The sequence below is a fragment of the Gallaecimonas zhanjiangensis genome, from assembly GCF_057624825.1.
This window is the reverse complement of record NZ_CM172603.1, coordinates 3,367,485-3,391,065: the sequence shown is the minus strand read 5'-3', so window position 1 is coordinate 3,391,065 and position 23,581 is coordinate 3,367,485. Positions and strand designations below refer to the sequence as shown.

Below are 23,581 nucleotides of genomic sequence, written 5' to 3'. Positions count from 1 at the left end.
CCTGCCTGCACAACGCTTAGATGACGACTTTTACAGACTTGTCAATAACCATGCCCTCGATCCCGATATTGGCCTTCACCGCCAAGACCTGGACACCGGCTTGGGCTGCATCCTTAAGCCTTTGAGCATAGACAGGATCAATCTCGGCTGCCGCCCGCACTTGGTTGATGCCGCTGTGCAGCACCGTAAATAAAAGTGCAGCTTCTTCCCCGCCGGTCACCTTGGCCATCAGCGCGTCGAGATGTTTAAGGGCCCGGCTGCTGACTGCATCGGGAAAGGCGCCCACGCCATTATCGGTCAGCAGTGTGACACTTTTTACTTCCAGCCACAGGCGCCGGCCCTGGCCTTCCAGCACAAAGTCCACCCGGCTGCCGTGGCCGTCGTCTTGTTCGGGCAGCACTTTCTCGGCCCAGCTAAGGGCCTCAATGGCGCCATTGGCCAAGGCTTCTTTTACCAGGGCATTGGCCCGGGCGGTGTTGATGCAAATCAGGTTGCCGTCTTTTTCGGTGAGCTCCCAGCTGCCTGGCAGCTTTTTCTTGGGGCTGGGATCATAGCGGTACCAGATGGTATCGCCGCTGTCGCCGCAGCCGGTCATGGCGCCAGTGTTGGCGCAGTGAACGGTGAGCGCGCCGCGGTCACTGTCGATGTCGGCCAAGAAACGTTTGTAGCGTTTTAATAAAAGGGCTTTTTCCAGGGGCGGTTGAAACTTCATGGGGCCTCGTCTGGGTTCAAATTCGGCTCTAGTGTATGCTTTGCTGCCTACAAGGCCCACTCGCCGTCCAATAGGAGTAACAGATGAGTGACTGGTTTGAGGTAAATCTTTCCGGCGAAGCTGCTGCCAGCCAATGGGGCAACAACGCCTTACTGAGTTTTCAAGAAAACGGCGCCACCGTGCATGCCAGCGAGCTGCGCCGGGTGCAACAGGCCGGCCGCCGCCTGCGCAGCCAAGGCATTATGGCCGTGCAGCTGGGCAGCAGCTTTGCCGACCAGGAGCTGCAATGGGCCTTTGCCGAAGGCTTTATGTCTACCCTCGGCGGCGAGCAGATCCGCTGGGCTGGCGAGTCCCAAGAGCTGGACGCCCGTTTCAAGGTGGCCCGCTGGGTGCGCGACATTACCAACAAAGGCCCGGAGCAAAAATCGCCCCAGGTGCTGGCCTCAGAAGCGGCTTCCTTTATTAGTGCCATCGGCGGCGACAAGGTCAGCTACAAGATGATCTCCGGCGAAGCCCTCAAAGACGCAGGCTGGACCGGCCTCTACAACGTGGGCCGCGGTTCCATCCGCCCGCCGGTAATGCTGGTGCTGGACTACAACCCCGGCGGCGAAGACACCCCGGTCAGCGCCGCCCTGGTGGGTAAAGGCATCGTGTTTGACTCCGGCGGCTACTCCCTCAAAGCCTCCGAAGGCATGCTTTATATGAAGGCCGACATGGGCGGCGCGGCCATGGTTACCGGTGGCCTGGCGCTGTCTATTCTGCGCGGCCTCGATAAGCGGGTACGGCTCATCCTCTGCTGCGCCGAGAACCTGGTGTCCGGCAACGCCTACAAGCTGGGTGACATCCTTACCTACAAAAACGGCACCACCGTTGAAGTGGTCAACACCGACGCCGAAGGCCGCCTGGTGCTGGCCGACGGCCTGCTGGTGGCCGGTGAGTCCGGCGCGCCGCTTATTATCGACGCCGCTACCCTGACCGGTGCCGCCATGACCGCCGTGGGCAGCCACTACAACGCCCTGTTTGCTCTGGATAAAGACATCGCCGGCCAGGTTAACGCCATCGCCAGCGCCGAAAACGAGCCGGCCTGGCCACTGCCGCTGGAACCCTTCCACCAGTTTGAGTGCCCCAGTGCTTATGCCGACACCGCCAACAGCCGCCCCATGAAAGGCGGTGGCACCGGCGGCGCGTCCAACGCTGCCGGCTTCTTGTCCCGCTTTGTGCGAGACAACGGCAAAGGCTGGGTACACCTGGATTTGGCCGCTTGCTTTAACAACAGCGAAAACAGCCTCTGGGCTGCCGGCGGCACCGCCCGCGGTATCCGCACCATTGCCCGCAGCCTGACCGACCTCGGTTAAGGCTGATTTAAAAAGCCACACCCAATAAAAACGCCGGCATTGATGCCGGCGTTTTTATTGGGGCTGTGTCAGACAGCGAGTCTCTATTTCTTGTGGAAATGCCCCTGGATTGAGGCCTAGAAAGGCTTGCCTTGGCCTGCTAGTGCTCATTAGCATCACCGTATTGTGACAGGAAGGTTGGTCTTTGATGTTTGTTGGAAGTTTTGCTCTTAATGGTAAGCCGGTGCCGGTAACCGTTAATGCTATTGCTGCCGCTTTGGCGCCTTACCGCCAACCAGATGCCAGTGGTTTTTGGCAAGGCCATTTGGGGTGGCTGTATGAGCAGCGCCATCACCATGGCTGTTTTGACCGGGACGCTAAATTGCCTCTGCGCTGCCTTGAGTCAGGCTTGGTGGTCGCTTTCTGGGGGCGGCTCGACAATAGACCTTTATTGGCGAGCCGCCTAGGGCTTGATCATAAAGATGTGCACGTGACCGACGCCCGTTTAGTTCTGGCCGCTTGGCAGCGATTTGGCGAAGCATTGCCGGAACAGCTCTTGGGGGATTTTGCCCTGGTGATACTGGATGAAAAAAAAGGTCAGGCCTTCCTGGCAAGGGACCCTCTGGGGGTAAAACCCCTTTACTACCGGCAGGATGGCAGCCATCTGACTTTTGCCTCTTCAGTAGCAGCATTGAAAGTCCTTGATTTACCCTTAAGCCGAAATACCCAGTGGATGGCCCGTTATCTCTGGGGCATGTCCAAGGACAAAGTGCACACCGCCTATGCCGAGATACACAAACTCCCACCCGGCCATTGCTTGAGTCTGGTGTCTGGGCAAACGCGAAAGCTGCGGGCTTTTCACCAGTGGCGTGACGACGCCCCTCAGGCGACCCAGCGCGATCCACGCTGGGTCGAAGACTATCGAGTCTTACTGGAAGAGGCGATCCGCTGCCGTATGGGTAGCCCTTTTGCCCTGGGGACCGAAAACAGTGGCGGTATTGATTCGGCCACCATTACCGCTTACCTGGCCAAGTTCCTTGGCCAGCCGAGGGATAATCTGCATAGCTTTGGTTTTGCACTTTGCGAGCAGGAGCCTGCCTATATTCTCGAAACCAGCCAAGCCTGCAATATCGTTCATAACTATTTGGTCAGTGGCCAGCAAGATAACGAAGATGAGCGTATTGAGCGTGGTCTCAAGGTGCTGGGCTACCCAGAGGAGCACGGCAATGCCAGCTTGCACCTACCGTTTTATAACGAATGCGAAAGACGGGAGGTACGAGTGCTGTTTTCCGGGTTCGGTGGTGACGAAGTGGTCTCCAATCCCGGTCAACACTTACGGTATGAGCTCCTGGATGGCGGTAACTACAGGGCCTTATGGGATATCTTGCCTGGCAACCTGCTGACAAAGAGTTTGAGACTAGCCAAAGCCAAAGCCAAAGCCAAAGCCAAAGCCAAGCGACATAACGTCCCGTTCAATCCTAACTATCTTGCTGCCTGGCAGGCGCGTTGGCCTTATTGCCCGTTAAAAGATGAGGTGATCGCCGAGTTTGATATTCACCATCACTATATGGAATCAGCGCGTTATGACGCCCCTTACCGGCGTATTAATGACTTTATTCTTCAGCATCACCTGGCTCGGCTGGATGTCAGCACCCGTTTAGAAAATTGCACCTTGATGGCGGCCGCTTCCGGCATTGATTATCGCTGGCCGCTGTGGGATGTACGCTTGGTACAGCAATATCTCTCCACCCCTGCTATCGAAAAAGTAGGCCCTGGCGGTATGGGCCGTTATCTGCACCGGCGCGCCATCAGCGGTACCGTGCCCCACAAAGTGGCTTGGAAACCCAGTAAAAACATGGGCAATGGCTCCACATTGGTGAGCGTCCGTGCTGAGCAGGGGAAGAGGAGACTAGCAGCATTACCCGAGCTGCATCCGGCTCTTAAGGAACTGGTGGACGAGGGTAAGCTGAAAGGCCAGGGCGAGGTGATCGAAGCAGGCCCGAACCTGGGGCTTAGCTTTGCACTGATGAAAAATGCCAGCCATTTGCATTGGCTTAATAACTGGCTTTGGGGCGAGAAATAGGCGACTGGCCGTGTTGGGCTTTTTCGTTTTTTAACTCGCTGATATTATTGGTAACAGAAAATCTTACAACCAAGGAGATAGCACATGGACCTGCAACAAAAAGAAGCGACCAACCAACGCCTGCCTTATCAGGCTCCCGTGATACAAGATCTGGATTTTCAAGAAACTGAAGGAAAACCCCTATCTGGTGGGGAGTCTGGGGCAACATTTGGCTCTTAATTGGCCACGGTGGGAAGATGTAATAATCTCTCGCCTGCCATCTGGGGCATAGTGGTGCTCCAGCCGCTGTTGCCTTCCAGCAGTACCGGCCCGGCTTCGGTAATGATCCAATCCCAGGCGATGGTTTGGATGTCGGCAATGTGGCTGTGGGCCAGCGCGCTTTGCGCCACCACCTCCTGCCAATAGGGGAGCAAGGGCAGGGCTCTGGCTCCCTGCGCCAGGGCTTCCTTCCTAGCCACCTTTGGCAAAGCTAAGGCGCTGGTTAGCGGCGCCAGTTCGCCTCGCTCAGAGACCTTCAAAAAGCCGTACTCCATTTCTTTGTCTTCCTGGTAGGGCACTTCTAGGAAGGCGCTCAGGTAGCCGACTTTAGCCCCTTGCCAGCGGCTGATATAGCGCAGGGTAATCGCTTCTTCTGCCTCGGTAAGGCATGTAAGAGCTGGGTGATTGGCCAATAAGGGTTGCACCAGGGCATCGTCGCTAGCCAGCAGGGTATGCCAAGCTTGCTCAACTTCAGCTCCACTTAATGATTGGCCTTCGAAGCTTTTGCCTGCCAGGGTGCCACTTTGAAGCCAAACCGCAAAGGCGCCGCGTCCCTGATTGCCATAACGGCTTTTGATAAAGCACCGTTGCATTGGCGCTATTAACTGGGCCAAGGGCTGAGCTTGGCCTTTTGCAACCACGGTTTGGGTGGTAACCGTCTTCACCCCAAGTGGTGCCAGAGCTTGAGCCAGGGCGTCCTTGTCTTCTAGCAGCCTTAAGGAACCTTGGCTCAGCCCCAAGGGTAGGCTTTGCAGCCGGTGATAGCTTTGAGCTTCCTGGCCGAAGATAAAATCCAGGGCTTGATGGGGGGCAAGATGCAAGCCAAAACGGTAGGCTGCTTGGGGGGGGATGCACCAAGCCAGGGCTAGGGATTGCAGCCGCCAGGCTTGGCTTAAGAGGCTTAGGCCGGTTTGTTCTTTAACCTCTAGCCCATGGCACTTCAGTGCCTTGTAAAGGGCACGCCAACTGAACCAGCACTGCCAGCGCAGCCACAGCCAGACTTGCAGCAAACACCAAATCGGCCTAGGCCATGGGCTAGACGCTTGCCACCAGAAGCGGCGGTGCTGTCTTACCCTTTCATCTTTGCCCGGCCAAAGGTAGCGCCAGCCAAGGAGCCCATGGGGCAAGCGGCGTCTTGCCCAGTCGTGCCAAGCCAAGCGTATACCCCTTTGGACTTTGTCAGATAGGCTGCCCATGGTCATCCAGATAGCCCAGGCGGTGCATCATGGGGCCGTGGTCGGCAATGATCTGGGCCACCTGCTCTGGGCTTAATTTTCCTTGCCAGCTGCCGCTGTGGCCTTGACGAAAAAAACGGGCGGTATGGTGGAGTCTTTCTTTAAAGCCTTGCTCCTGCTCCTGGGCTGCTAACACTTTAAAATCACTGAAAGCGATGGCTTTTTGGATGCGGGTGGTGTCGGTTGGTAGCTCCAGAAAGTGGCAGGCTTTGGTAAAGGTTTCCAAAGGGTTGGCGTGCATATCTTCGTAGCGGAGAGCCAAGCAGTTGAGCGCAGGGGCGTCCAGCCAACTGGCTACATGCCCTGACCAGCTCAGCAGTTTTTGCCGCACCTGGCCGCTCAGCCGCTTGGGGCTGCCCACCATGCAATGGCCTGGGTTGCCCATATGGATGATGGCCTGGTCTAGGCTGCACTGGATATGGTTAGCGTAGGATGGCGCCACATCTAACGGGTTACGCACAATATACAGGGCGCCTTTGGTGCCTTTGATGCCCATCAGCGGGGTACCGGCTGCGGTCAAGGTATAGGCGTCGTGGTTCTTGTGATAGCCAAGCTCTACGTTCTGCTGCGCCCAGTCGTAGACGGCGGGGCGCAGGGCATCTATTTCATCTGGCATGAGGTCGGCGGTATCAAAGCCCAATGTTTCATCTAGCCAAGCTCGGCTACTGGCTATGTGTCCGGTATTGAGGTCGTTGATTTCAATTGGTTGTTCGCCATCTGCCAGCAAATTTTGCAAGAAGGCGCGGAACCAAGTGTTACCGGATTTAGGATAGGAGGCCAGCCAATAGATGCCACTCATGGATTGACCTCGGTGTCGGCCAAAATGGCGTCGACCATGGCATCCAGAGTAAACCCTTGCTTTGGTCTAGTGAGGCGAGCCAAGTGGACTTGCCCGGCCAACTGGCCACAGTGTTTGAGGTGCTGGGTTTGGAGGGCCATGCCATCTAGGAACTTATGCCTGTAAGTATTGTTCTGCAGTGGCTTGAACTTGGCCATGCCGCGGATGGGGTCGATGGCGATATCCTGCACATGATCGTTGCCGAGGATGTACATCCAGCGTACGGGCAGCGCCTCCTGAGGGCCGGGCTCTGAAACCGGCAGATTGAACTTGGCCATGCTTGGGCGAATGCGCCGCAAGGGGCTTGTGTCGATGGCCAGCTTGTCGGCGACGTCCTGCCACAGTTTGATGCGGGGAAAGCCAGGCAGGGCTTTACCTTGGTTGTTAATGGGCACCACATCGTCTGCCAGTACCTGGTAGCCTCGGCGCATGAAGCCCGCCGCCAGGGTGGATTTGCCTGCCCCTGATGGCCCCACGCAGATAAGGCACTGGCTGCCGATACGAATGGCGTTGCCGTGGATCACCAACAGCCCCCGTTGGAACAACAAGGCACCCAAAGCAGAACCGAGCAGAAAGACACGGATGCTGTCTTCGTCAACGCCTTTTGCCGGTTCCACCAAGATCTCTTTCCCATCATTGATTAAGAAACGTGCCACATTAGGCACTTCCAACCAGAGACTGCTCGGACTGGCCCATAAAAAGGGGCCAAGCTGCTTACCATGTTCAAGACCTTGGGCCGGGACCTTGGTGAGCCGAATCTGTATATCAACATTGCCACTTTGAGCCGGTAGCAGTTCGGGAAGGGAGATGTCGCTGGCTAAAGTCAGTTGGTAAGCGGTATAGAGCATGGAGGACGCCATGTTGTTTTCATCAAGCCCTAGGGCTTGTTTCAAAAGGGATCTTGTGGAGGGTAAATGGTAACATGAGTCCTCCATATTCAGGCTCTGATAGTCCTGTATTGTTCGAAATTTTTCTCAAACCTCGGCGGTGTAAAAAAGGGTTTTCATGGCATTTAAGCTGGGCTTTAAGCTCTCCCTCAAGGAGTGGTCAGCGTTGTTGCTGGTGCCATTGCTGCTTTGTATTGCCATCGTGTTCGTTGTTAATCGTCAGCCTTGGTATCGCCTAGAGGTGACCGTTGTAATGAAGCAATCGCCCCTGATGTTTAAAAAAGGGGCTTTTCAAGGGCTGCGAAATCTAGATAAAAGTCTCAGGCGAGCAATGGTAGGCCAATTTCGTCAGCAACAAAGTGAGAGTCTATTTAGCTTTCAAACTAAGCTGGCTACCCTTGAATCTAGGGCCTTCCTGGCTGCTTTCATAGAAGAAAAACGACTTAAACCGCTTCTTTTCAATAAACGCTGGGACCCCGTTGCAAAACGTTGGGTTCGACAAATTAGCCCACTGGGTGCGGTGATGCGTTTATTTAGAAATAACAAAGAGATTAAGGAGCCTCTTGAGCCCAGCATCGGTAAGGCAGTCAAGGCATTAGAAACAGCATTAAAGGTAAAACCTGACAAACAGCGTAATGTTCTCAATATTAGCTTGCTTTGGCATGATGAACCTGAGGTGGGACGTGACCTGATCAATGCTTTTATTCCTTATGCAAATCGTTATATTGCTCAGAAAGAAAAAATGACAACAGAGGCATTAGAGGCCGCACTTACCGCTAAGGCGGATAATGAGAGTAACCCTATGATTCGCAGTATTCTGCTGGCTAACCAGCAGTTCCTTAAAGGGGAACTCTTGACCCAAAATGAGCAGCTCTCTCCCGCCTTCTGGGTTCTGGATTGGGCGGTTGTGCCGGAGTCGCCTTATCTGAAAGTTCCCGTTCTCCCATTATTGTTTTTTGGGTTTTTTTTTGGCCTTCTGACGTTTTGCGTCATTATCTTTAGGCGCAGCCGTGAATTGGTGTTGGGTCGAAACCAAGTTACGGCTTAGGGCTGGTGTTCTCTTTTAGAAATGTATTTAAAGCGGCGAGTTCCTTGCTCTCGGCGTTCAGCTCCTTGTTGTTTTTTACTCGCAGCACAGAAGGCAAGCGGCTAATAAGTTGCAACCATTTGAGGGGATAGCATAGGTAGATCAGCGGCGAGTTCGCTTGAAGCGGATAACGACTACTCAGCTGGTGCTTGGGAGGAAAAAACTTTCTTAAAACCAATCCCCCCTTAGACTTAAGGCTCTTTCTTTCGATGAGCATACCAACCACAGCCTGATCGTTGCGTAATTCATAATTTTGCAGTGTCAGTAATGCAAAGCGTTGCGCCTGGCTTTTTAGCGCAGCAGTATCTTCGCCTAGGATTTTCGTCCAATCCATCCCCAATGTGCCGTGATAATGGCGCACCATTTCCAGCACTAACTGGCAACCTCTTTCACCCTTACCAGCCTTGGCCATTTTCCAGAAAAGTGACCAGTCGATCCTTTGGGTGTGAAGCAGGTAAGCGATATCAGAAAACAGTAAAGGACCGTTATTGAACTTGTGGTCATAGCTACCATGTACGATGAGATGCAATAAAAGGTCGGTTGCGCCCATGACTGGCAATGGAACTCCGGCTGTAGTCACAGTCGTTGCGCGTTCCCAGAATCCTGGCTCTTTAGTGAGGTCCTGCCCTGGCCAGTCTTCAGGGTGGAACACTTTGTCATGCAGCTCAACCAGTACCTTTCCCGAAGGGGTTCGCAGTGGTGGCAGGTGCTTTCCTTTTTGGATATAGGCTTCTGGCCTGCCCTTGTATTTTGAGGGGTGAGTGTATCCCTTGGCCAAAAGTAAATGGTAGGCCTCTTCTAGATTTGACTTCGGCACCAGCATATCGATATCACGCATGGGCCTCAGGCCAGCTTGCGGATAAGCGTGGCAGGCAAGGTAACTCCCCTTCAATGCAAGATGGGGGATATTGGCCTGTGCTAAAAGCCGATGCAAGGCAAGCAGTTCTGCCTGTAAGGCAAGGGCGCGTAAGGTTGCTCTTTGGTGGCACTTGGCGAGCTGGCCGTTGATGGGGTCAGGGGAGAAAAGTTGGCGCTCTTTAAGGCGCCAATACAACAAGGGCTCCAACCTATGTTGGTGCGCCATATCCATCAGTATTGGCCAATCTGCTTCATCCAGGCGTTGCTGGGTGACAGATTGCGTGCTGGATAAGAGATCCAGCAATAGGGATTTGCTCATTAGGTAGACCCTTGCCTTATCTTTATGTCTTGCCAGGTGCCTTGGGCAAGGATACGCCCTTGGTCCAATTGCAGTACCAGGTCGGCATGTTCCAGCGTCGGCAAGCGGTGGCCAATTACTACTACTGTAAGGTTGCCGTGCAGTCGCTCTATGGCCTCACGGACACGTAGCTCGTTATCCAGATCCAGGGCGCTGGTAGCCTCATCCAGAACCAACAACGCCGGTTGTTTCAGCAAGGCTCTGGCCAGTGCTAAGCGTTGGCGTTCTCCGCCTGAAAGACGCAGGCCACCGTCGCCTACCTCGGTATCTAGCCCCTTTGGGAGAGAGAAAACGAACTCGGCAGCAGCCAGGTGCAAGGCTTGCTCTAGCGCCTCATTGCTAGCGTGGGGGTTGCCCCACAATAGGTTGACTCTGATGCTGTCGTTGAATAGGAATACGTCTTGAGGAACATAGGCCACTGCCTGGCGCCAGGCTTGGAGCTTTTGCCCGGTGAGTGGTTCATCGTCAATGTAGATATGACCACTGTCGGCAGTTAATAGACCGGTAAGGAGGTCGGCTAAAGTACTTTTCCCTGCGCCTGAAGGACCGATGATGGCGGTAGTGGTATATGCCGGTAGGGTGACGGATATATCTATGAGTGCATGGTCAGTGCCCGAGTAGCTTATACCCACGCCTTCCAGGCGAATGGTTTTGGTCAGAGATAAAGGTGTTAAAGCTGGGCTGTTTTGGGGCTCTGCATGAGCTTGGTATTCGTGTTGCAGGCGCTGGGCATCATGCAAGGCAGGCAAGGCGTGAAGACAATAATGCAATTGCTGCTGGGCAGCCATAAACAGGGGAATAAGGCGGCTAAAGATGACCACTAAGGTCAGTAATTGGGCGACTTCCAGATGCCATAACTTCAAGCCAGCTAGTAGGTAGGTAACCAGCAACAAGGCACCACCAAATTGAAATAGTGCCTTGGATAGGCTGGTATCAGCCTGAAATGCCAACTGCTGTTGTCTGAGCCCTTGTGTGGCATTTTCAAATTGGGCCAGTAATTGGCTTTCCCTGCCAAGGATCTTGGCCACCTTGATACCGGCTAGGCTCTCTTGGACAGTGGCCTGCATAGACTTATTGGCCAGACCCAACCCTTGGCCCAAATTCAGCGCCCGGCGACGCTGGCCAGCCAACAGTGCCAGCAACACGCTTCCAGTAACAAGAGCCAACAGTGTTACCGTCCAGGATAAGCTGAAAGCTGCCACTACGTAGGCAGCCATAGTTGCTAATGAGGCCAATAGCCCCAGGGCAAAGTTAAAGCCAGTTCCTATTCGGTTGATATCGGTAAGCAGGCTGTTGGCATGGTCGGAGCGCCGCTGTTGGGTTAGCCAACGCCATTCCACTCCCAGCAACAGGGCGAAGCTTTTGGCTCTCATGCGATCTACCAACTGGTGCTGGAGGCGAGTGCTGGCTCTCTCTCGACCATACTGCAGTGCGGTTCTAAGCAGCACCAGCAACAGCAATACAGCCATCAATCCTTCGGTTGATAGTGGAAGATGAATGGTTGCGAGGAGTTTCACCAATAAGTTTGGGTGGGCGGCACCTTCCTCTTGCAAAGATTGCAACAAGGGCACTAACAGCAGAATACCGAAACCTTCAGTGAGTCCTGCCGCTACCATCAATGCAAGCATTCCAATGATTTGCCCCTTTGGGGCCACTTTGAAAAAGGGAAGCAGGGTCTTTAATGCGCCCATATTTTACCTTTTAAGACGTGGGGTTAGGAAAGCAGCAACTACGCTGAATTGGCTGAAGCCGACACCACCTGTAACCCTGACTTGCCCCGAAGCTAACCAAGCATGAGCCCTAAGTTGCCCTGCTTCCTTACGTACCCCAAGAAACAGCGCGCAAGGGATGCAATAGAGACCCAGCAGCACTCTTGCCGCCAAGGCTTGGGGAAAACAGTTGGACTCCCAAGGGGTAAAGTCTGCGATCCCCTGGACCAGCCGACTGATCTGCTTGGCTCGTCGCTGCTGAGCCGGGGTTAACAGAGGGACCCAAAACTGATCGCCAACCGACGTGCCCATTTTGGCTGCTATGAGTTTGAAGGGCAGGCAATAAATAGCCATCTTGCAAACAGCTAAAAGCAGCCAGGTTGGCAAAGCCCACACCTGAACGAAGGTGTCTTGGCGGGCAAATTTGACAAGGGTCCCTTTCAAGGCGCTAACTGAGCTAGGCCTTTGGCCAGTAGGTCGTTGACAAAGGCTAGGATGTCCGCCTGACATTGCGCTTCAGACACCTCATATTTGGCGTGGATCACTTCGATTAGCTCGCCCACAGTCTTGGGTTCATCTAACAAGGTCCAGATGTGGCTGCCGACGCCGCCGATGCCAAAATAGGTGCCTTTTTCCATATCCATCATGACGACATCGCCGTCCATGTCGGTGAAAATTTGTCCAGGGTTGCGACGAATGCGGGTGTGAAGATCGAGCATGCTCATGTTCTTGTCGGATATGTTGGAAGCTGGTTGGAAATTCTAACATAGCGAAGAAGATCCAACAGCTGCTTGGGTTATCCGCACCATTGCCCGCAGCCTGACCGACCTCGGTTAAGGCTGATTTAAAAAGCCACACCCAATAAAAACGCCGGCATTGATGCCGGCGTTTTTTACCTCAATTACCTGATTTATCAGTGCCGATGTAAACCTCTTTATGTCGCCTAGCGAGTGGCGTTGATAAAGAGCCGTGGAAAAGGCAGTAGTACTGAACCGTCGGCCATGACGGGGTAGGTCTTTTGCAATTCCGCTTTGTAATCGTCTACAAAAATTTGCTGTTCAGTCTCGTTTAGTCGTGACAAATACGGGCGTAAGCCACTTCCTCTGAACCAGTCGATAATATCGTCAATACCGCCCTTTAAGTGGTGGTAATAACAGGTTCGCCATACCGTGAGCTGGGCACATTTTTCGTTGAGCAATTGAAAATACCAATCGGCACTCGGCCTTGGTGTGCGTTCAATTCCTGCCAGCTTGCCCTGCCATTTACCGCGTGTTGCCACATCTCTTATCAAGCAATGGGCCGGCTCTGCTAAGTTGTCCGGCGTTTGTATTGCTAAAACCCCGCCCTTATTCAAATAGCTCAGTAGCCTTGGATAGAGCTGTTGGTGGTCTGGTACCCATTGCAATGAAGCATTGGCGAGGATCAGATCGTAGCTTGCGGTTGGGGCCCAGGCTTCGATACCCACTACGTCGAAGTTAACTTCGGGCAGGCGAGCCTTGGCTTTGTTAATCATGTCCTGGGAGCTGTCGATGCCCGCGATTGTTACACCGGGAAATAAATCCACCAGCACTTGTGTGGAGTTGCCGGGGCCACAGCCTAAGTCGATGGCGCTTTTTATGTGTTGTGAAGGAACATGGGTTAATAAGTCTAAAACGGGGCGGGTTCTTTCATTTTCAAAAGTGGAGTAGATATTGGCGTATTGATTCAGGCTGATTGACATGAAGACCTCTTCAGCTGCTTGTCTTCCAAGATTGACGGGGCGTCAAAGAACGCACCAGAACTATACGCCGACCACAAAACGACAGGTAGCTGCCGAAATGTAGAGAGTTGTCACCAGGGGTGAAGAGGCCCGGCGGGAAATCTCCGTTGTCAGCCATGATACACTGGCCGGCATTATTCGATGAGGAAGACTCCGGCTTTGCGTTCCCTGCCTGTTGATGAGGTATTGCCACAACTGACCTCGGCCCTGGCCCAGCATTCGCGGCTTATTCTGGAAGCGCCTCCCGGTGCCGGCAAGTCCACCCAGGTGCCGCTGCATCTGTTAAAAACCCTTGGCGGCGCCATCATCATGCTTGAACCAAGGCGGCTGGCGGCCCGCAGCCTGGCCCGCTATATGGCCGGCATCCTGGGCGAAAAGCCCGGCCAGACCATCGGCTATCGCACCCGCACCGACAGCGCCGTTGGCCCCGAGACCCGCCTTGAAATCGTCACCGAAGGTATTTTGGTGCGCCGCCTGCAAAGCGACCCGGAGCTTGATGGGGTCAGCCTGGTGATTTTCGACGAATTTCATGAGCGCAACCTGACCGGCGATTTGGCCCTGGCTCTGGCGATGGACGTGCAGGCCGGGCTTCGCGATGACCTCAAGCTGCTGGTGATGTCTGCCACCCTCGATGGCGATCGCCTGGAAAAGCTGCTCAGCCCCTGCGCCCGGGTACAAAGCCAGGGCCGCAGCTTCCCGGTACAGGTGCGCTATCAGGCCCCCAAGGTCAACCAGCCCTGGCTGGGGCTGTGCGGCTCGGTGGTGGTCAACACCTTGGCGGAAGAGCCCGGCTCGATGCTGGTATTTTTGCCGGGAGGCGGCGAAATTCGCCGCCTGGCTGCGGATTTAGAAGGGCGCCTGCCCGCAGATGTCGATCTCTACCCTCTTTATGGCGATCTCGACAAAGCCTTGCAGGACGAGGCCATAGCCCCGCCCAAAGCCGGCCGGCGCAAATTGGTGCTGGCCACTCCCATTGCCGAAACCTCGCTCACCATCGAAGGCATCCGCCTGGTGGTAGACAGCGGCTGGTGCCGCCGGCCGATGCTGGATGTGGCCACCGGCATGAGCCAGCTCAAACTGTGCCGGGTCAGCCAAGCCTCCGCCACCCAAAGGGCCGGGCGGGCAGGGCGTTTGGAGCCCGGCATTGCCATTCGCCTTTGGGGCGAGAGCCAGCAGCAGAGCCTGAGCGCCCAAACCCCGGCCGAGATAACCGAAGCTGACCTGGCCCCGCTGGTGCTGGAGCTGGCCCAGTGGGGCGTCAGCGACCCGGCAACCCTGAACTGGCTCGATTTACCCCCGCCCCGGCCTTGGCGTGAAGCGGTGAAGCTGCTGGCGCAGCTGGACGCCATCGACGAAGGGCGCATCAGCGCTCAGGGCCGCGCCATGGCTCGCCTCGGGTGCCACCCGCGTCTGGCGCACATGCTGACCCAAGTGGCCGAAGAGGCCAGCCTCGGCCTCAAAGAAGCCTCGCTACTGGCGGCATTGCTGGAAGAGCGCGACCCTTTCCCGGGCTGGGACAGCGATATCGAAGGGCGCCTTGGCGCCCTTGGCAAGCACCCCATCGCCCGCCAGGCCGAGCGTTATCAGCGCCAGCTCAAAGGCAAAGGCCAGGCGCGGTGGTCCCTTGGGGCCATGCTGAGCCTGGCGTACCCCGAGCGCATTGCCATGGCGGTGGCGCCGGGGCGTTACCGGCTGGCCATGGGCCGCGGCGCCAAGCTTGCCGAAGGCGACCGGCTCTGGGGCAGCCCCTGGCTGGTGGTGGCGCAGATGAGCGGCGACAAGGGCGATGCCCTTATTCGCCTGGCCGCTGCCGTTAATCTTGACGAATGGCAAGCGCTGCATAGCCGCCACCTTTATTGGCAGGCCCGCCTCGACTGGGAAGGCGAGCGCCTCACCGCCCAGGAAGAGCAGCGCTATGGCGAGCTGGTGCTGGCCACCCGGCCTTTGGCGAGCCTCACTGAGCAGCAGCGGGTAACCGCCCTTTGCGACTGGCTGCGCCGCCAGGGCATGGGCGCCTTGCCCTGGGACGAAGCCAGTCGCCAATACCAAACCCGTATCCTATGTGCCCGCCAATGGCTGCCAAAGGAGCCCTGGCCTGATGTCAGTGACGAGGCACTGCTTAGGGATTTGCAAAGCTGGCTTGGCCCCTATCTTGGGGAGGTGCGCAGCAAGCAGGCCCTGGCTCGCCTTGACCTTCGCCAAGCCTTGGAGAGTTACCTGGCCTGGCCGTTACCCCAGACCCTGGCCCAAAAGCTGCCCGGCCGCCTGGAAGTGCCCACCGGCCAGCAGTTTGCCTTGGAATACCGCCTGGAGGAGCCGCCGGTACTGTCAGTACCGATTCAGGCCCTTTATGGTCAATTAACGTCTCCCACCCTTTGTGACGGCCAGGTGGTGGTGACCTGCGCTTTGCTCTCGCCCGCCAGGCGACCCTTGCAGGTAACCCGCGATCTGGCCGGGTTCTGGGCCGGCAGTTACAAGGATGTGCGAAAGGAAATGCGTGGCCGCTATCCCAAGCACGAATGGCCGGAAGATCCGGCCAATGCCAAGCCCACCCGTTTTACCAAAAACCGGCAACCCAAGTGAGTTTCAGTGACCAAGAAGAAAACCAGCCCCAAAAAACCGGCTCAGCCTAAGGTCGCCGCCAAGCGGTTTCGCCCCTGGGCCTTGCTGCTCAAAGTGAGCCTGGCCTTGATTGCCGCCCTGGCGCTTTACTGCGTTTATCTGGACGGCCAGGTACGCCACCGCTTTGAAGGCCAGACCTTCCAACTGCCGGCGCAAATTTACTCAAGGCCGCTGGCCCTTTATGCCGGGGCGCCCCTGTCTCGCGACCAGTTCATCGACGAGCTGCGCCTGTTGAAATACCGCAAGGTGGCCAATCCTGACCAGCCGGGGGAGTTTTCCGCGTCCAGCACCAAGGTAGAGCTGTATCGCCGCCCCTTCTTGTTCCCCGAGGGCCTGGAGCCGGCCCGGCGGTTGCTGGTGGCCTTTGACGGTGACCGTATCGACGAGGTTTACGACAGCGCCAGCCAACAGCCGGTGGCCATTGAGCGGGTCGAGCCGGTGCTGGTGGAGCTTTTAAGCCAAACCACCGACGACGAAGAGCGCATTTTCGTGCCCTTGGATGAAATGCCGCAGCTGCTGCCCAAGACCCTTATCCAGGTGGAAGACCGTAACTTCTATGACCATTACGGGGTGTCGCCGCTGTCCATCCTGCGGGCGCTGTGGGTCAACCTGCGGGCCGGCCACACGGTGCAAGGGGGCTCGACGCTGACCCAGCAACTGGCCAAGAACTTCTTCCTGACCCGCGAGAAAAGCCTGGTGCGCAAGGTCAACGAAGCGCTGATGGCGCTCATCATTGACCTTCGTTACGACAAAGACCGCATCCTCGAGGCCTATCTCAACGAGATTTTCCTTGGCCAGTCCAGCGCCCAGGCGGTGCATGGTATGGGCCTGGCGGCGCGCTTTTATTTCGGCCGTCCAGTACAGGAGCTGACCCCGGATCAGATAGCGCTGTTGGTGGGGATCATCAAGGGGCCGTCCTATTACGATCCGCGCCGCCACCCGGAGCGGGCCAAGGAGCGGCGCGACCTGGTGCTCAAAGTCATGCTTGAGAACGGCCTTATCGATAACCGCACCTACCAGCGCAGCGTGATGTCGCCGCTTGGGGTCAGCAAAGAGCGCAGTGTGCTCAGCACCAAGGTGCCGGCCTACATGCAGGAAGTGCGGCGCGAGCTGGCCGGTATCGTCAAACCCTTTATTGACGACCAGCAAGGGGTGCGGGTCTTTACCGGCCTGGAGCCACTGGCGCAGCGGGCCTTGGAAAAATCCATCAGCACCACCTTCCCGGCCATTGCCGGCAAGAAACCGCTGGAAATGGCGGCGGTGATCTCCGATCCGCGCAGCGGCCTGGTCAAGGCCATGGCTGGCGGCAAGGACGTGGATTTTGCCGGTTTTAACCGCGCCCTCGATGCCCGGCGCCAGATAGGCTCCATCGCCAAGCCGGCGGTATACCTGACCGCCCTTGCCAGCAAAGACTACAGCCTGGCCACCCAGCTTGAAGACAAGCCCATTACCCTCAAATCCCAAAACGGTGATGTCTGGCAGCCCCAGAACTACGAGCGTACCTACAGCGGCCAGGTGGCGCTGGTAGACGCCCTGGCCCATTCCCTGAACGTGCCGACCGTCAACCTTGGTATGCGCCTTGGGGTGCCGGCGGTGCTGGACACCTTCCGGGCCCTGGGGGTGGACGCCGATCTGCCGCCTTATCCTTCGGTATTTTTGGGCACGGCGGCGCTGTCGCCCTGGCAGGTCAACCAGATGTACCTGACGTTGGCCAAAGGTGGCGCCCAGGTGCCTCTGGCGGCGGTGTCCGAAGTGACCAGTGGTGATGGCAAGCTGCTGTGGAAGCGGGCCGATAACGCGGTGCAAAATGTCAGCAAGGAAGCGGCGTATCTTACCGATTACGCCCTGACCCAGGTGATGAGCGAGGGCACCGGCCGCTTTGTGGGTAACCGTTTCCCCGGCAAGGTCCTGGCCGGTAAAACCGGTACCACGGACGACTTGCGCGACTCCTGGTTCTCCGGTTTTGACGCCCGTGATGTCACCACCATCTGGGTGGGGCAAGACGATAACGGCCCGGCCAACCTCACCGGCGCCACCGGCGCGGCTCGTATGTACGGCAGTTATCTCGACTACCGCCATCCCATCAGCCTGCGGCTGCGCCCGCCTGCCAATATCGTCGATGCGGTGTTTGACGACGACGGCAACTACCTGGGGGATTGCAACCGCAGCGGCCGCCTGTTGCCCGCCGACAAACGCTACCTGCCCGAGGTGCAGTGCGATAAGTTGCGAAGTTTCCTCGACCGCCTTTTTGGCAATTAACCTTAGAAAAAGCCGAAGCAACCGCTTCGGCTTTTTTCTCTCCTACCTTCCTGTAGGCCAGTAAAAACGGGGGGCTAGCGTTATCCGCTTACTCGGAAAAAGAGTATTGTTCGAAAATAGTAGATATAGTTTCTCAGTTTTTAATGAAACCTTAAGGTTGAAGGTAATGTCCGCTGGCCTTTAAAATTGTGACAGTTAGATTTCAAGACACTGTCACGGTTGGCGCTGGCGCCTCGGTGGTACCTGACAACGGAACTGTCGGTAACGCGGCCTTTTGGCCGGGCTCTCCTCCCTACCTGCTGGTATTGGCTCAAGGTCACTACCGCTGTCTTGATGATGCAAAGGCAAGACGCCTGTTGTGGGCATCAACGGACTGACTAACTCCCTGGCAGCAACTTAGCCGCCTTCTTCTTGGCCATGGCCCCCCGGTTGGGGCTGGTGGTTTTAGCAACAGGTAATGTTGCTCATTTTCATTGGTTTTCGCTTTTTCGCCGCCGCCCTTTGGGCGCTAAGGCATGTGCTCCTTTGGAGCCAAAGCACCGTCTCGGGTTGAGGTTGTGGTGATGAATTCTCTAAAAAGCCGTGTATTGACCGCGCTTGCAAGCCGCTTTAGCGACAAGTCCTTCGCGTACGACAAGCTGGAAGTGATGCACAAAGGGCGTTTTGCCAACGCCATTGTCATGCGCTATCGCGATGACGACGTGGATCTGGTTATCAAAGACTTTTCCCATTGCCCCTGGCCGGTGCGCTTTACCGCCGGGCGCTTTTTCGTGGGCCGAGAGGCCAAGGCCCTGGCGCGCCTGCAAGGCATTGAGGGGGTGGCTCCCCAGAGCTATCGCCTTAACGAACTGATGCTGGCTTATCCCTTTATCGAAGGCACTCCCCTTCGCAATCTCAAAAAAACCGAGCAGCGCCTGCCGCGCCAGTTCTTTTTGGAGCTCGAGAAGATGGTGGCCGAGATGCACCGCCGTGGGGTGGTGCACCTGGATCTGCGTAACCTGGGTAATGTGCTGGTAGGGGACGACGGCAAGCCGCACTTTATCGATTTTCAATCGTCGCTGCGCTATGTGCGCTTCCCGAGCTGGGTGCAGGGCTTTATGCGTGGCGCCGATTTGAGCGGCGTTTACAAAGCCTGGAAGAGCCTGTGCGAAGAGCCGCTGTCGGCGCACCGGGAACAGTTTTTCGACAACTACAACCTGCTGCGCAAACGCTGGATCTTCAAGGGATACCCCCTGACCCGTACCGCCATCAAGGTGCGCACCGCCGGGGCGCAAATGGCCCTGGCCGGCGGTGAGCTGGTGCGTAACGTGCTGGAGCGCATTTTCTAAAGCGCCAACTGCCAGTGTTGGCCCCGGCGCTCTAGCCGGGCCAGCAAATCATCCGGCGCCAGCGGCCGGCTGAAGTAGTAGCCCTGCACCACAGGGCACTGCAAGGACTGCAAAATCGCCAGTTGCTCGGCGGTCTCCACCCCCTCTGCCACCACGTCCATCCCCAGCTTGTGGGCGATGGCAATGAGCGCCGCCACCAGGGTGTACTCGCGGTCACGCTCGGGCAGCGCCTGCACGAAGCTTTTGTCTATTTTCAGCACGTTGAAGGGATGCTCGGTGAGATAACGCAGCGACGAATAACCGGTGCCAAAGTCATCCAGCGCCAAGCCCACCCCCAGTTCTTCCACCACCGCCAACGATTGGCGCACCTGCGGGTGCGAGGTGTCCAGCACCGCCCTCTCGGTCAGTTCCAGCTCCAGTTGCCCGGACGGCAATTGGTACTTTTCCAGCAGCCGCTGTAACTGGGTGTGCAGTTCATGGGTGCGCAGCTGCCGGGCCGATAGGTTGACCGACATCACCGGGTTAAAACCCAGCTCGCGCCAGGCGGCCAATTGGCGGCAGGCCTCTTCCAGCACCCAAAGGCCGATGGGCAGGATTTGCCCGTCTTCCTCGGCGATAGGAATGAACTGGTCTGGCGGTACCTGGCCCAGTTTGGGGTTGTACCAGCGTAGCAGCGCCTCTACCCCCACCACCTGGTTGTCGTCCAGTTTGACCTGGGGCTGGTAGACCAGTTGGAACTCGTTATACCCCAGGGCTTGGCGCAGGGCTTGTTCCACCAGGATACGGCGGGACAGGGATTCGTTCAGAGCCGGGGTAAAGAAGCGGTAGCGGGTGTCGTCGGATTCGCGGGCCTGAGCCATGGCCGCTTCGGCGTTACGGATCAATACCGAAGGGTCGTTGCCGTCCTCGGGGTACATGGCGATACCGGCGTGGGCATCGACGGTGATCTCCTTGCCCTGAATGCGAAAAGGCGCCTTGAGACAATCGATAAGCTTGGCCGCCACCACCTCGGCGGTTTTGGCCTTGGCGGCCCGCTCGAGAATGACAATAAATTGGTCTGAGGCCAGGCGAGCCAGGGTATCGGCCGGGCGCAATGCGGCGCGCCAGCGGCAGGCCAGGGCTGAGAGCAATTGGTCCCCCAACCAGTGGCCGTGTAAATCGTTCACGTCTTTGAAGCGGGCCAGGTCTAAAAACAGCACCATCACATGGCCGTCGTCTTTTTCGTGGCCGACCATGGCCTGTTGCAACCGGTCAAAGGCCAGCAGCCGGTTGGGCAGGCCGGTGAGGTTGTCGAGGGTGGTTTGCTTTTTCAGGCTCTGGGTCATGCGAAAGCGATGAATAAGCTCACAAAAGAGCGACAACACCGCTTCGAGGAAGGGCACTTCATCGCTGCTGAGCTTAAGCCCGTAGCCGTCTTCGCTTTTCAGGCCGATAAGGAGCGCTAGCTCGTGGTTGCTTCCAAAGGCCAGGCGCGAAAACGAAGGCGGCTCGCCCAAGCCGGCCAGCCAGGGCGGCAACGGCTCAGAGGCTTGCCAAAGGAGCTGACTCTCGCCGCGGGCAAGCACCGGCAGCGCGCCTTGCCAGCGGCCAAGCTGGCCGATGCAGTGCCAGGCATTGTCTACCGGCCGATATAGGGCTACGGCGTCCAGCAGGCCGCTTTTCAAAAAAAGGTGCAGCAGGGTGCGAATCAGAGCCGATTCTTCCTCGGCCTCGGCGGCTTCCTGGTAGCCGTCGCGTACCAACCGGGAGAGCACCCGGCTGCGGCGCACTTCACGGCTAAGGCGGGTGCGCTCGGCAAGCCCGGCCACCAGCTGCTGGCGGATCTGATGCTCTACCATTGCAGCAGCACTCCGCTCCAGTTGATAAGCCGGCTCTCGCCGCCTTGGGAGGCAAGCTCGGCGCCGGAGAAAATACCGGCCACATCCTTACCCAGGTACTGGCGCACTAGGTCGGCTTCTTCTTGCAAGGCGCCGCTAAAGGCGCCGGTGCGTCCGGCGCAGTTGATATAAAAGCTTGGCTTGTTGGGGGTAAAACCACCCAGCTGCTGCTCTACATCCACAAAGGTGCTGTCGGCGCTGCGGCTCATCAGCACCACCTGCTGGCCTGGCGGAAAGTAACCGGTGGCCATGCGCAGGCTCTTATCCTTGGCATTGGCTTCGGCGATAAGGTGGCTGGAAAAATGCTCCTGCCAGGGTTGCCCCAAAGAGAGATGACGAAGAAAGGCGCCGCGAAGCTCTGCTTCATCAAGGCCGGTGATGTGGCTGATGGCTTCCAGCGCCGGTTGGTCGTCGAGGCGTTGCACCCATTGGCCGTCAGCCTGGGTTACGGTCAGCGGCTCGCTGATGGGCACCGAGCCATGGCTGACGGCGCTTTGGGCCGGCTGCGGTATTTTCACCGCCACCAGGCAGTCGTTGGCAACCCGGTCGCCGCAAAAGAGGAAGCTGGACTGGCGGTTAAAATCCCCCAGCAAGGACGCGCCCATCAGGGTGCAATGGCGAAGGGGCTCCAGGGCCTTGGCTGGCCAGCCAGCCAAGTGGTCGAAAAAGCACAGGGCAAAGTCCTGGCCTTGCCAATCGGCAACATGGGCCAGCTCGCTTTGCTTGAAGACGTGGTAGTCCGGCTCGCTGTCAAACAGCAGCAGCATGGCTTCAAAGCCGCCGTATTCGACGCCGTTAGGGGTGATGATGCCGCAGCAGCTGCCACCAACAAGGGGAAGGGAGCCCAAACGGCGCTGCACTTCCGAGAACAGCCCCTGGGCTTCATGAAAACCGCTGGCAAATAACAGCCCCCAGCGTGCGCCTTGAACATTGGGTTGGCGCCTAACCAATTGGGCGGCCGCCTGACGACTGTCGGGGGCCAAACTCCAGCTCGTATTGAACATGATTTTTATAATGAGTGAGCGTCAGGCCAATCTAGACCGGGGGCAGGTGAAATGTAAAGGGGCTGTTGCGACAGCCCCTTGAGTGGTACTTACAGCGCGGCGAATGCCTTGGCCGCCGCCGCCAGGGTGGCGTCGATGTCGGCGTCGGTATGGGCCAGGGACAAAAAGCCCGCTTCAAAGGCGCTGGGGGCAAGGTAGATGCCCTCTTGCAACATCAGGTGGAAGAAGCGTTTGAATTTCTCCACGTCACAGGCGCAGGCCTGCTCGAAGTTGCTGACGGCCTGTTCGCCGGTAAAGAAGAAGCCGAACATGGCGCCGGCGTAGTTTACCGCCAGGGGCACACCGGCCTTATCGGCAGCGGCTTTGAGGCCCAGGGCCAGCTTCTCGGTTTTGGCAGCCAGGGCCGCTTCGTTGCCGGGTTGGTCCAGGGCGTTAAGGGCGGCAAGGCCCGCCGACATGGCCACCGGGTTACCGGAGAGGGTACCGGCCTGATACACCGGGCCCAGGGGCGCCAAAAATTCCATTATTTCGCGCTTACCGCCAAAGGCGCCTACCGGCATGCCGCCGCCGATTATCTTGCCCAGGGTGGTGAGATCCGGTTTCACGCCGTAAAAGGCCTGGGCGCCGCCAAGGGCGACCCGAAAGCCGGTCATGACTTCATCGAAGATCAAGACCGCGCCGTAGCGGTCGCAAAGGCTGCGAAGGCCTTCGAGGAAGCCTTTGATGGGCGGTACGCAGTTCATGTTGCCGGCCACCGGCTCGACGATAATGGCGGCCACGTCGTCACCCACTTCTTTGAAAATGGCTTCCACCGAGGCCAAGTCGTTATAGGTAGCGGTGAGGGTGTGCTTGGCAAATTCGGCCGGTACCCCTGGGGAGGTGGGCACGCCCATGGTCAGCATACCGGAGCCGGCTTTGACCAGCAGGGTGTCGGCGTGGCCGTGGTAGTTACCTTCGAACTTGATGATCTTATTGCGGTTGGTGTAGCCACGGGCCAGGCGGATGGCGCTCATGGTGGCCTCGGTGCCGGAGTTGACCATCCGCACCATGTCCATGCTCGGCACCAGGGTGCAGACCTTCTCGGCCATGGCCACTTCCAGCTCGGTGGGCGCGCCAAAAGACAGGCCCTTCTCGGCGGCCTTGATCACCGCTTCGCGGATCGCCGGGTGGTTGTGGCCGAGGATCATCGGGCCCCAGGAACCCACGTAATCGATGTAGCGCTTGGCGTCTTCGTCAAAGACGTAGGCGCCGTCGGCGTGCTCGATAAAGAGCGGGGTGCCGCCCACGCCGTTAAAGGCGCGAACCGGTGAATTTACGCCACCGGGGATGCGGCGGCGGGCTTTGCTGAACAGGTCTTCAGAACGGGACATGTC

The 23,581-nt window shown here is 57.4% G+C and carries 19 protein-coding genes; 7 read left to right on the top strand and 12 right to left on the bottom strand.

Annotation, left to right across the window (positions count from 1 at the left end):
• Positions 1-16 precede the first annotated feature (16 nt).
• Positions 17-712, bottom strand: coding sequence for a DNA/RNA nuclease SfsA (sfsA, locus tag AC22G1_RS16040; protein ID WP_487314256.1), 696 nt, complete (start codon positions 710-712; stop codon positions 17-19).
• 83 nt (positions 713-795) lie between these two features.
• Between sfsA and pepB the strand changes: the two genes are divergently transcribed.
• The 3 genes from pepB to AC22G1_RS16025 all read left to right on the top strand — a co-directional run bounded on the left by pepB (position 796) and on the right by AC22G1_RS16025 (position 4,348).
• On the top strand, positions 796-2,067 hold the full coding sequence (gene pepB / locus AC22G1_RS16035; RefSeq protein ID WP_487314255.1) for an aminopeptidase PepB: 1,272 nt from the start codon (positions 796-798) through the stop codon (positions 2,065-2,067).
• A gap of 187 nt (positions 2,068-2,254) precedes the next feature.
• Complete coding sequence (locus AC22G1_RS16030; RefSeq protein WP_487314254.1) at positions 2,255-4,129, top strand: asparagine synthetase B family protein; 1,875 nt, start codon at positions 2,255-2,257, stop codon at positions 4,127-4,129.
• An 84-nt stretch (positions 4,130-4,213) separates the two neighbouring features.
• On the top strand, positions 4,214-4,348 hold the full coding sequence (locus tag AC22G1_RS16025; protein ID WP_487314253.1) for a hypothetical protein: 135 nt from the start codon (positions 4,214-4,216) through the stop codon (positions 4,346-4,348).
• On the opposite strand, the gene AC22G1_RS16020 is transcribed toward AC22G1_RS16025, so the two are convergent.
• From AC22G1_RS16020 to AC22G1_RS16010, 3 genes are all read right to left on the bottom strand, one after another.
• Entirely contained in the window at positions 4,345-5,397 is a 1,053-nt protein-coding gene (locus AC22G1_RS16020) for a sugar-transfer associated ATP-grasp domain-containing protein (RefSeq protein ID WP_487314252.1), read from the bottom strand. The two genes, AC22G1_RS16025 and AC22G1_RS16020, sit on opposite strands and share 4 nt — an antisense overlap.
• Before the next feature lie 169 nt (positions 5,398-5,566).
• On the bottom strand, positions 5,567-6,421 hold the full coding sequence (locus AC22G1_RS16015) for a sulfotransferase domain-containing protein (protein WP_487314251.1): 855 nt from the start codon (positions 6,419-6,421) through the stop codon (positions 5,567-5,569).
• Entirely contained in the window at positions 6,418-7,077 is a 660-nt protein-coding gene (locus AC22G1_RS16010; protein ID WP_487314250.1) for a P-loop NTPase family protein, read from the bottom strand. Before AC22G1_RS16010 ends, AC22G1_RS16015 begins: the two co-directional genes overlap by 4 nt.
• 388 nt (positions 7,078-7,465) lie before the next feature.
• Here AC22G1_RS16010 and AC22G1_RS16005 point away from each other — a divergent pair, with 388 nt between their 5' ends.
• Positions 7,466-8,395: a hypothetical protein gene (locus AC22G1_RS16005; protein WP_487314249.1), complete on the top strand. Its 930-nt coding sequence runs from the start codon at positions 7,466-7,468 to the stop codon at positions 8,393-8,395.
• Here AC22G1_RS16005 and AC22G1_RS16000 read toward each other — a convergent pair.
• The 5 genes from AC22G1_RS16000 to tam form a co-directional block, all read right to left on the bottom strand.
• Positions 8,385-9,611 (bottom strand): nucleotidyltransferase domain-containing protein, encoded by a 1,227-nt coding sequence (locus AC22G1_RS16000; protein WP_487314248.1) that lies wholly within the window; start codon positions 9,609-9,611, stop codon positions 8,385-8,387. The two genes, AC22G1_RS16005 and AC22G1_RS16000, sit on opposite strands and share 11 nt — an antisense overlap.
• A complete protein-coding gene (locus AC22G1_RS15995) occupies positions 9,611-11,341 on the bottom strand; it encodes an ABC transporter ATP-binding protein (protein ID WP_487314247.1) in 1,731 nt (576 codons plus the stop codon). The genes AC22G1_RS16000 and AC22G1_RS15995 overlap by 1 nt, the downstream gene beginning before the upstream one ends.
• A gap of 3 nt (positions 11,342-11,344) precedes the next feature.
• Complete coding sequence (locus AC22G1_RS15990) at positions 11,345-11,713, bottom strand: lasso peptide biosynthesis B2 protein (protein ID WP_487316740.1); 369 nt, start codon at positions 11,711-11,713, stop codon at positions 11,345-11,347.
• An 86-nt stretch (positions 11,714-11,799) separates the two neighbouring features.
• Positions 11,800-12,084: a lasso peptide biosynthesis PqqD family chaperone gene (locus AC22G1_RS15985; RefSeq protein ID WP_487314246.1), complete on the bottom strand. Its 285-nt coding sequence runs from the start codon at positions 12,082-12,084 to the stop codon at positions 11,800-11,802.
• A 218-nt stretch (positions 12,085-12,302) separates the two neighbouring features.
• Positions 12,303-13,079 (bottom strand): trans-aconitate 2-methyltransferase, encoded by a 777-nt coding sequence (gene tam / locus AC22G1_RS15980; RefSeq protein WP_487314245.1) that lies wholly within the window; start codon positions 13,077-13,079, stop codon positions 12,303-12,305.
• Positions 13,080-13,259: 180 nt separating this feature from the next.
• Here tam and hrpB point away from each other — a divergent pair, with 180 nt between their 5' ends.
• The 3 genes from hrpB to AC22G1_RS15965 all read left to right on the top strand — a co-directional run bounded on the left by hrpB (position 13,260) and on the right by AC22G1_RS15965 (position 19,327).
• Complete coding sequence (hrpB, locus tag AC22G1_RS15975) at positions 13,260-15,701, top strand: ATP-dependent helicase HrpB (protein ID WP_487314244.1); 2,442 nt, start codon at positions 13,260-13,262, stop codon at positions 15,699-15,701.
• 6 nt (positions 15,702-15,707) lie between these two features.
• Positions 15,708-17,999, top strand: coding sequence for a penicillin-binding protein 1B (gene mrcB / locus AC22G1_RS15970; RefSeq protein WP_487314243.1), 2,292 nt, complete (start codon positions 15,708-15,710; stop codon positions 17,997-17,999).
• 587 nt (positions 18,000-18,586) lie between these two features.
• Positions 18,587-19,327, top strand: a complete 741-nt coding sequence (locus tag AC22G1_RS15965) for an RIO1 family regulatory kinase/ATPase domain-containing protein (RefSeq protein ID WP_487314242.1) — start codon at positions 18,587-18,589, stop codon at positions 19,325-19,327.
• Here the strand turns inward: AC22G1_RS15965 and AC22G1_RS15960 are convergent.
• The 3 genes from AC22G1_RS15960 to hemL all read right to left on the bottom strand — a co-directional run bounded on the left by AC22G1_RS15960 (position 19,324) and on the right by hemL (position 23,578).
• Positions 19,324-21,165 carry a putative bifunctional diguanylate cyclase/phosphodiesterase gene (locus tag AC22G1_RS15960; protein WP_487314241.1) on the bottom strand — a complete coding sequence of 614 codons (1,842 nt, stop codon included), beginning with the start codon at positions 21,163-21,165 and terminating at the stop codon, positions 19,324-19,326. The genes AC22G1_RS15965 and AC22G1_RS15960 overlap by 4 nt on opposite strands.
• The gene (locus tag AC22G1_RS15955; protein ID WP_487314240.1) at positions 21,159-22,208 is read right to left on the bottom strand and encodes an FIST signal transduction protein; all 1,050 of its coding nucleotides are present in this window, start codon (positions 22,206-22,208) and stop codon (positions 21,159-21,161) included. Before AC22G1_RS15955 ends, AC22G1_RS15960 begins: the two co-directional genes overlap by 7 nt.
• 89 nt (positions 22,209-22,297) lie before the next feature.
• On the bottom strand, positions 22,298-23,578 hold the full coding sequence (gene hemL, locus AC22G1_RS15950) for a glutamate-1-semialdehyde 2,1-aminomutase (protein ID WP_487314239.1): 1,281 nt from the start codon (positions 23,576-23,578) through the stop codon (positions 22,298-22,300).
• Between the last annotated feature and the right edge of the window lie 3 nt (positions 23,579-23,581).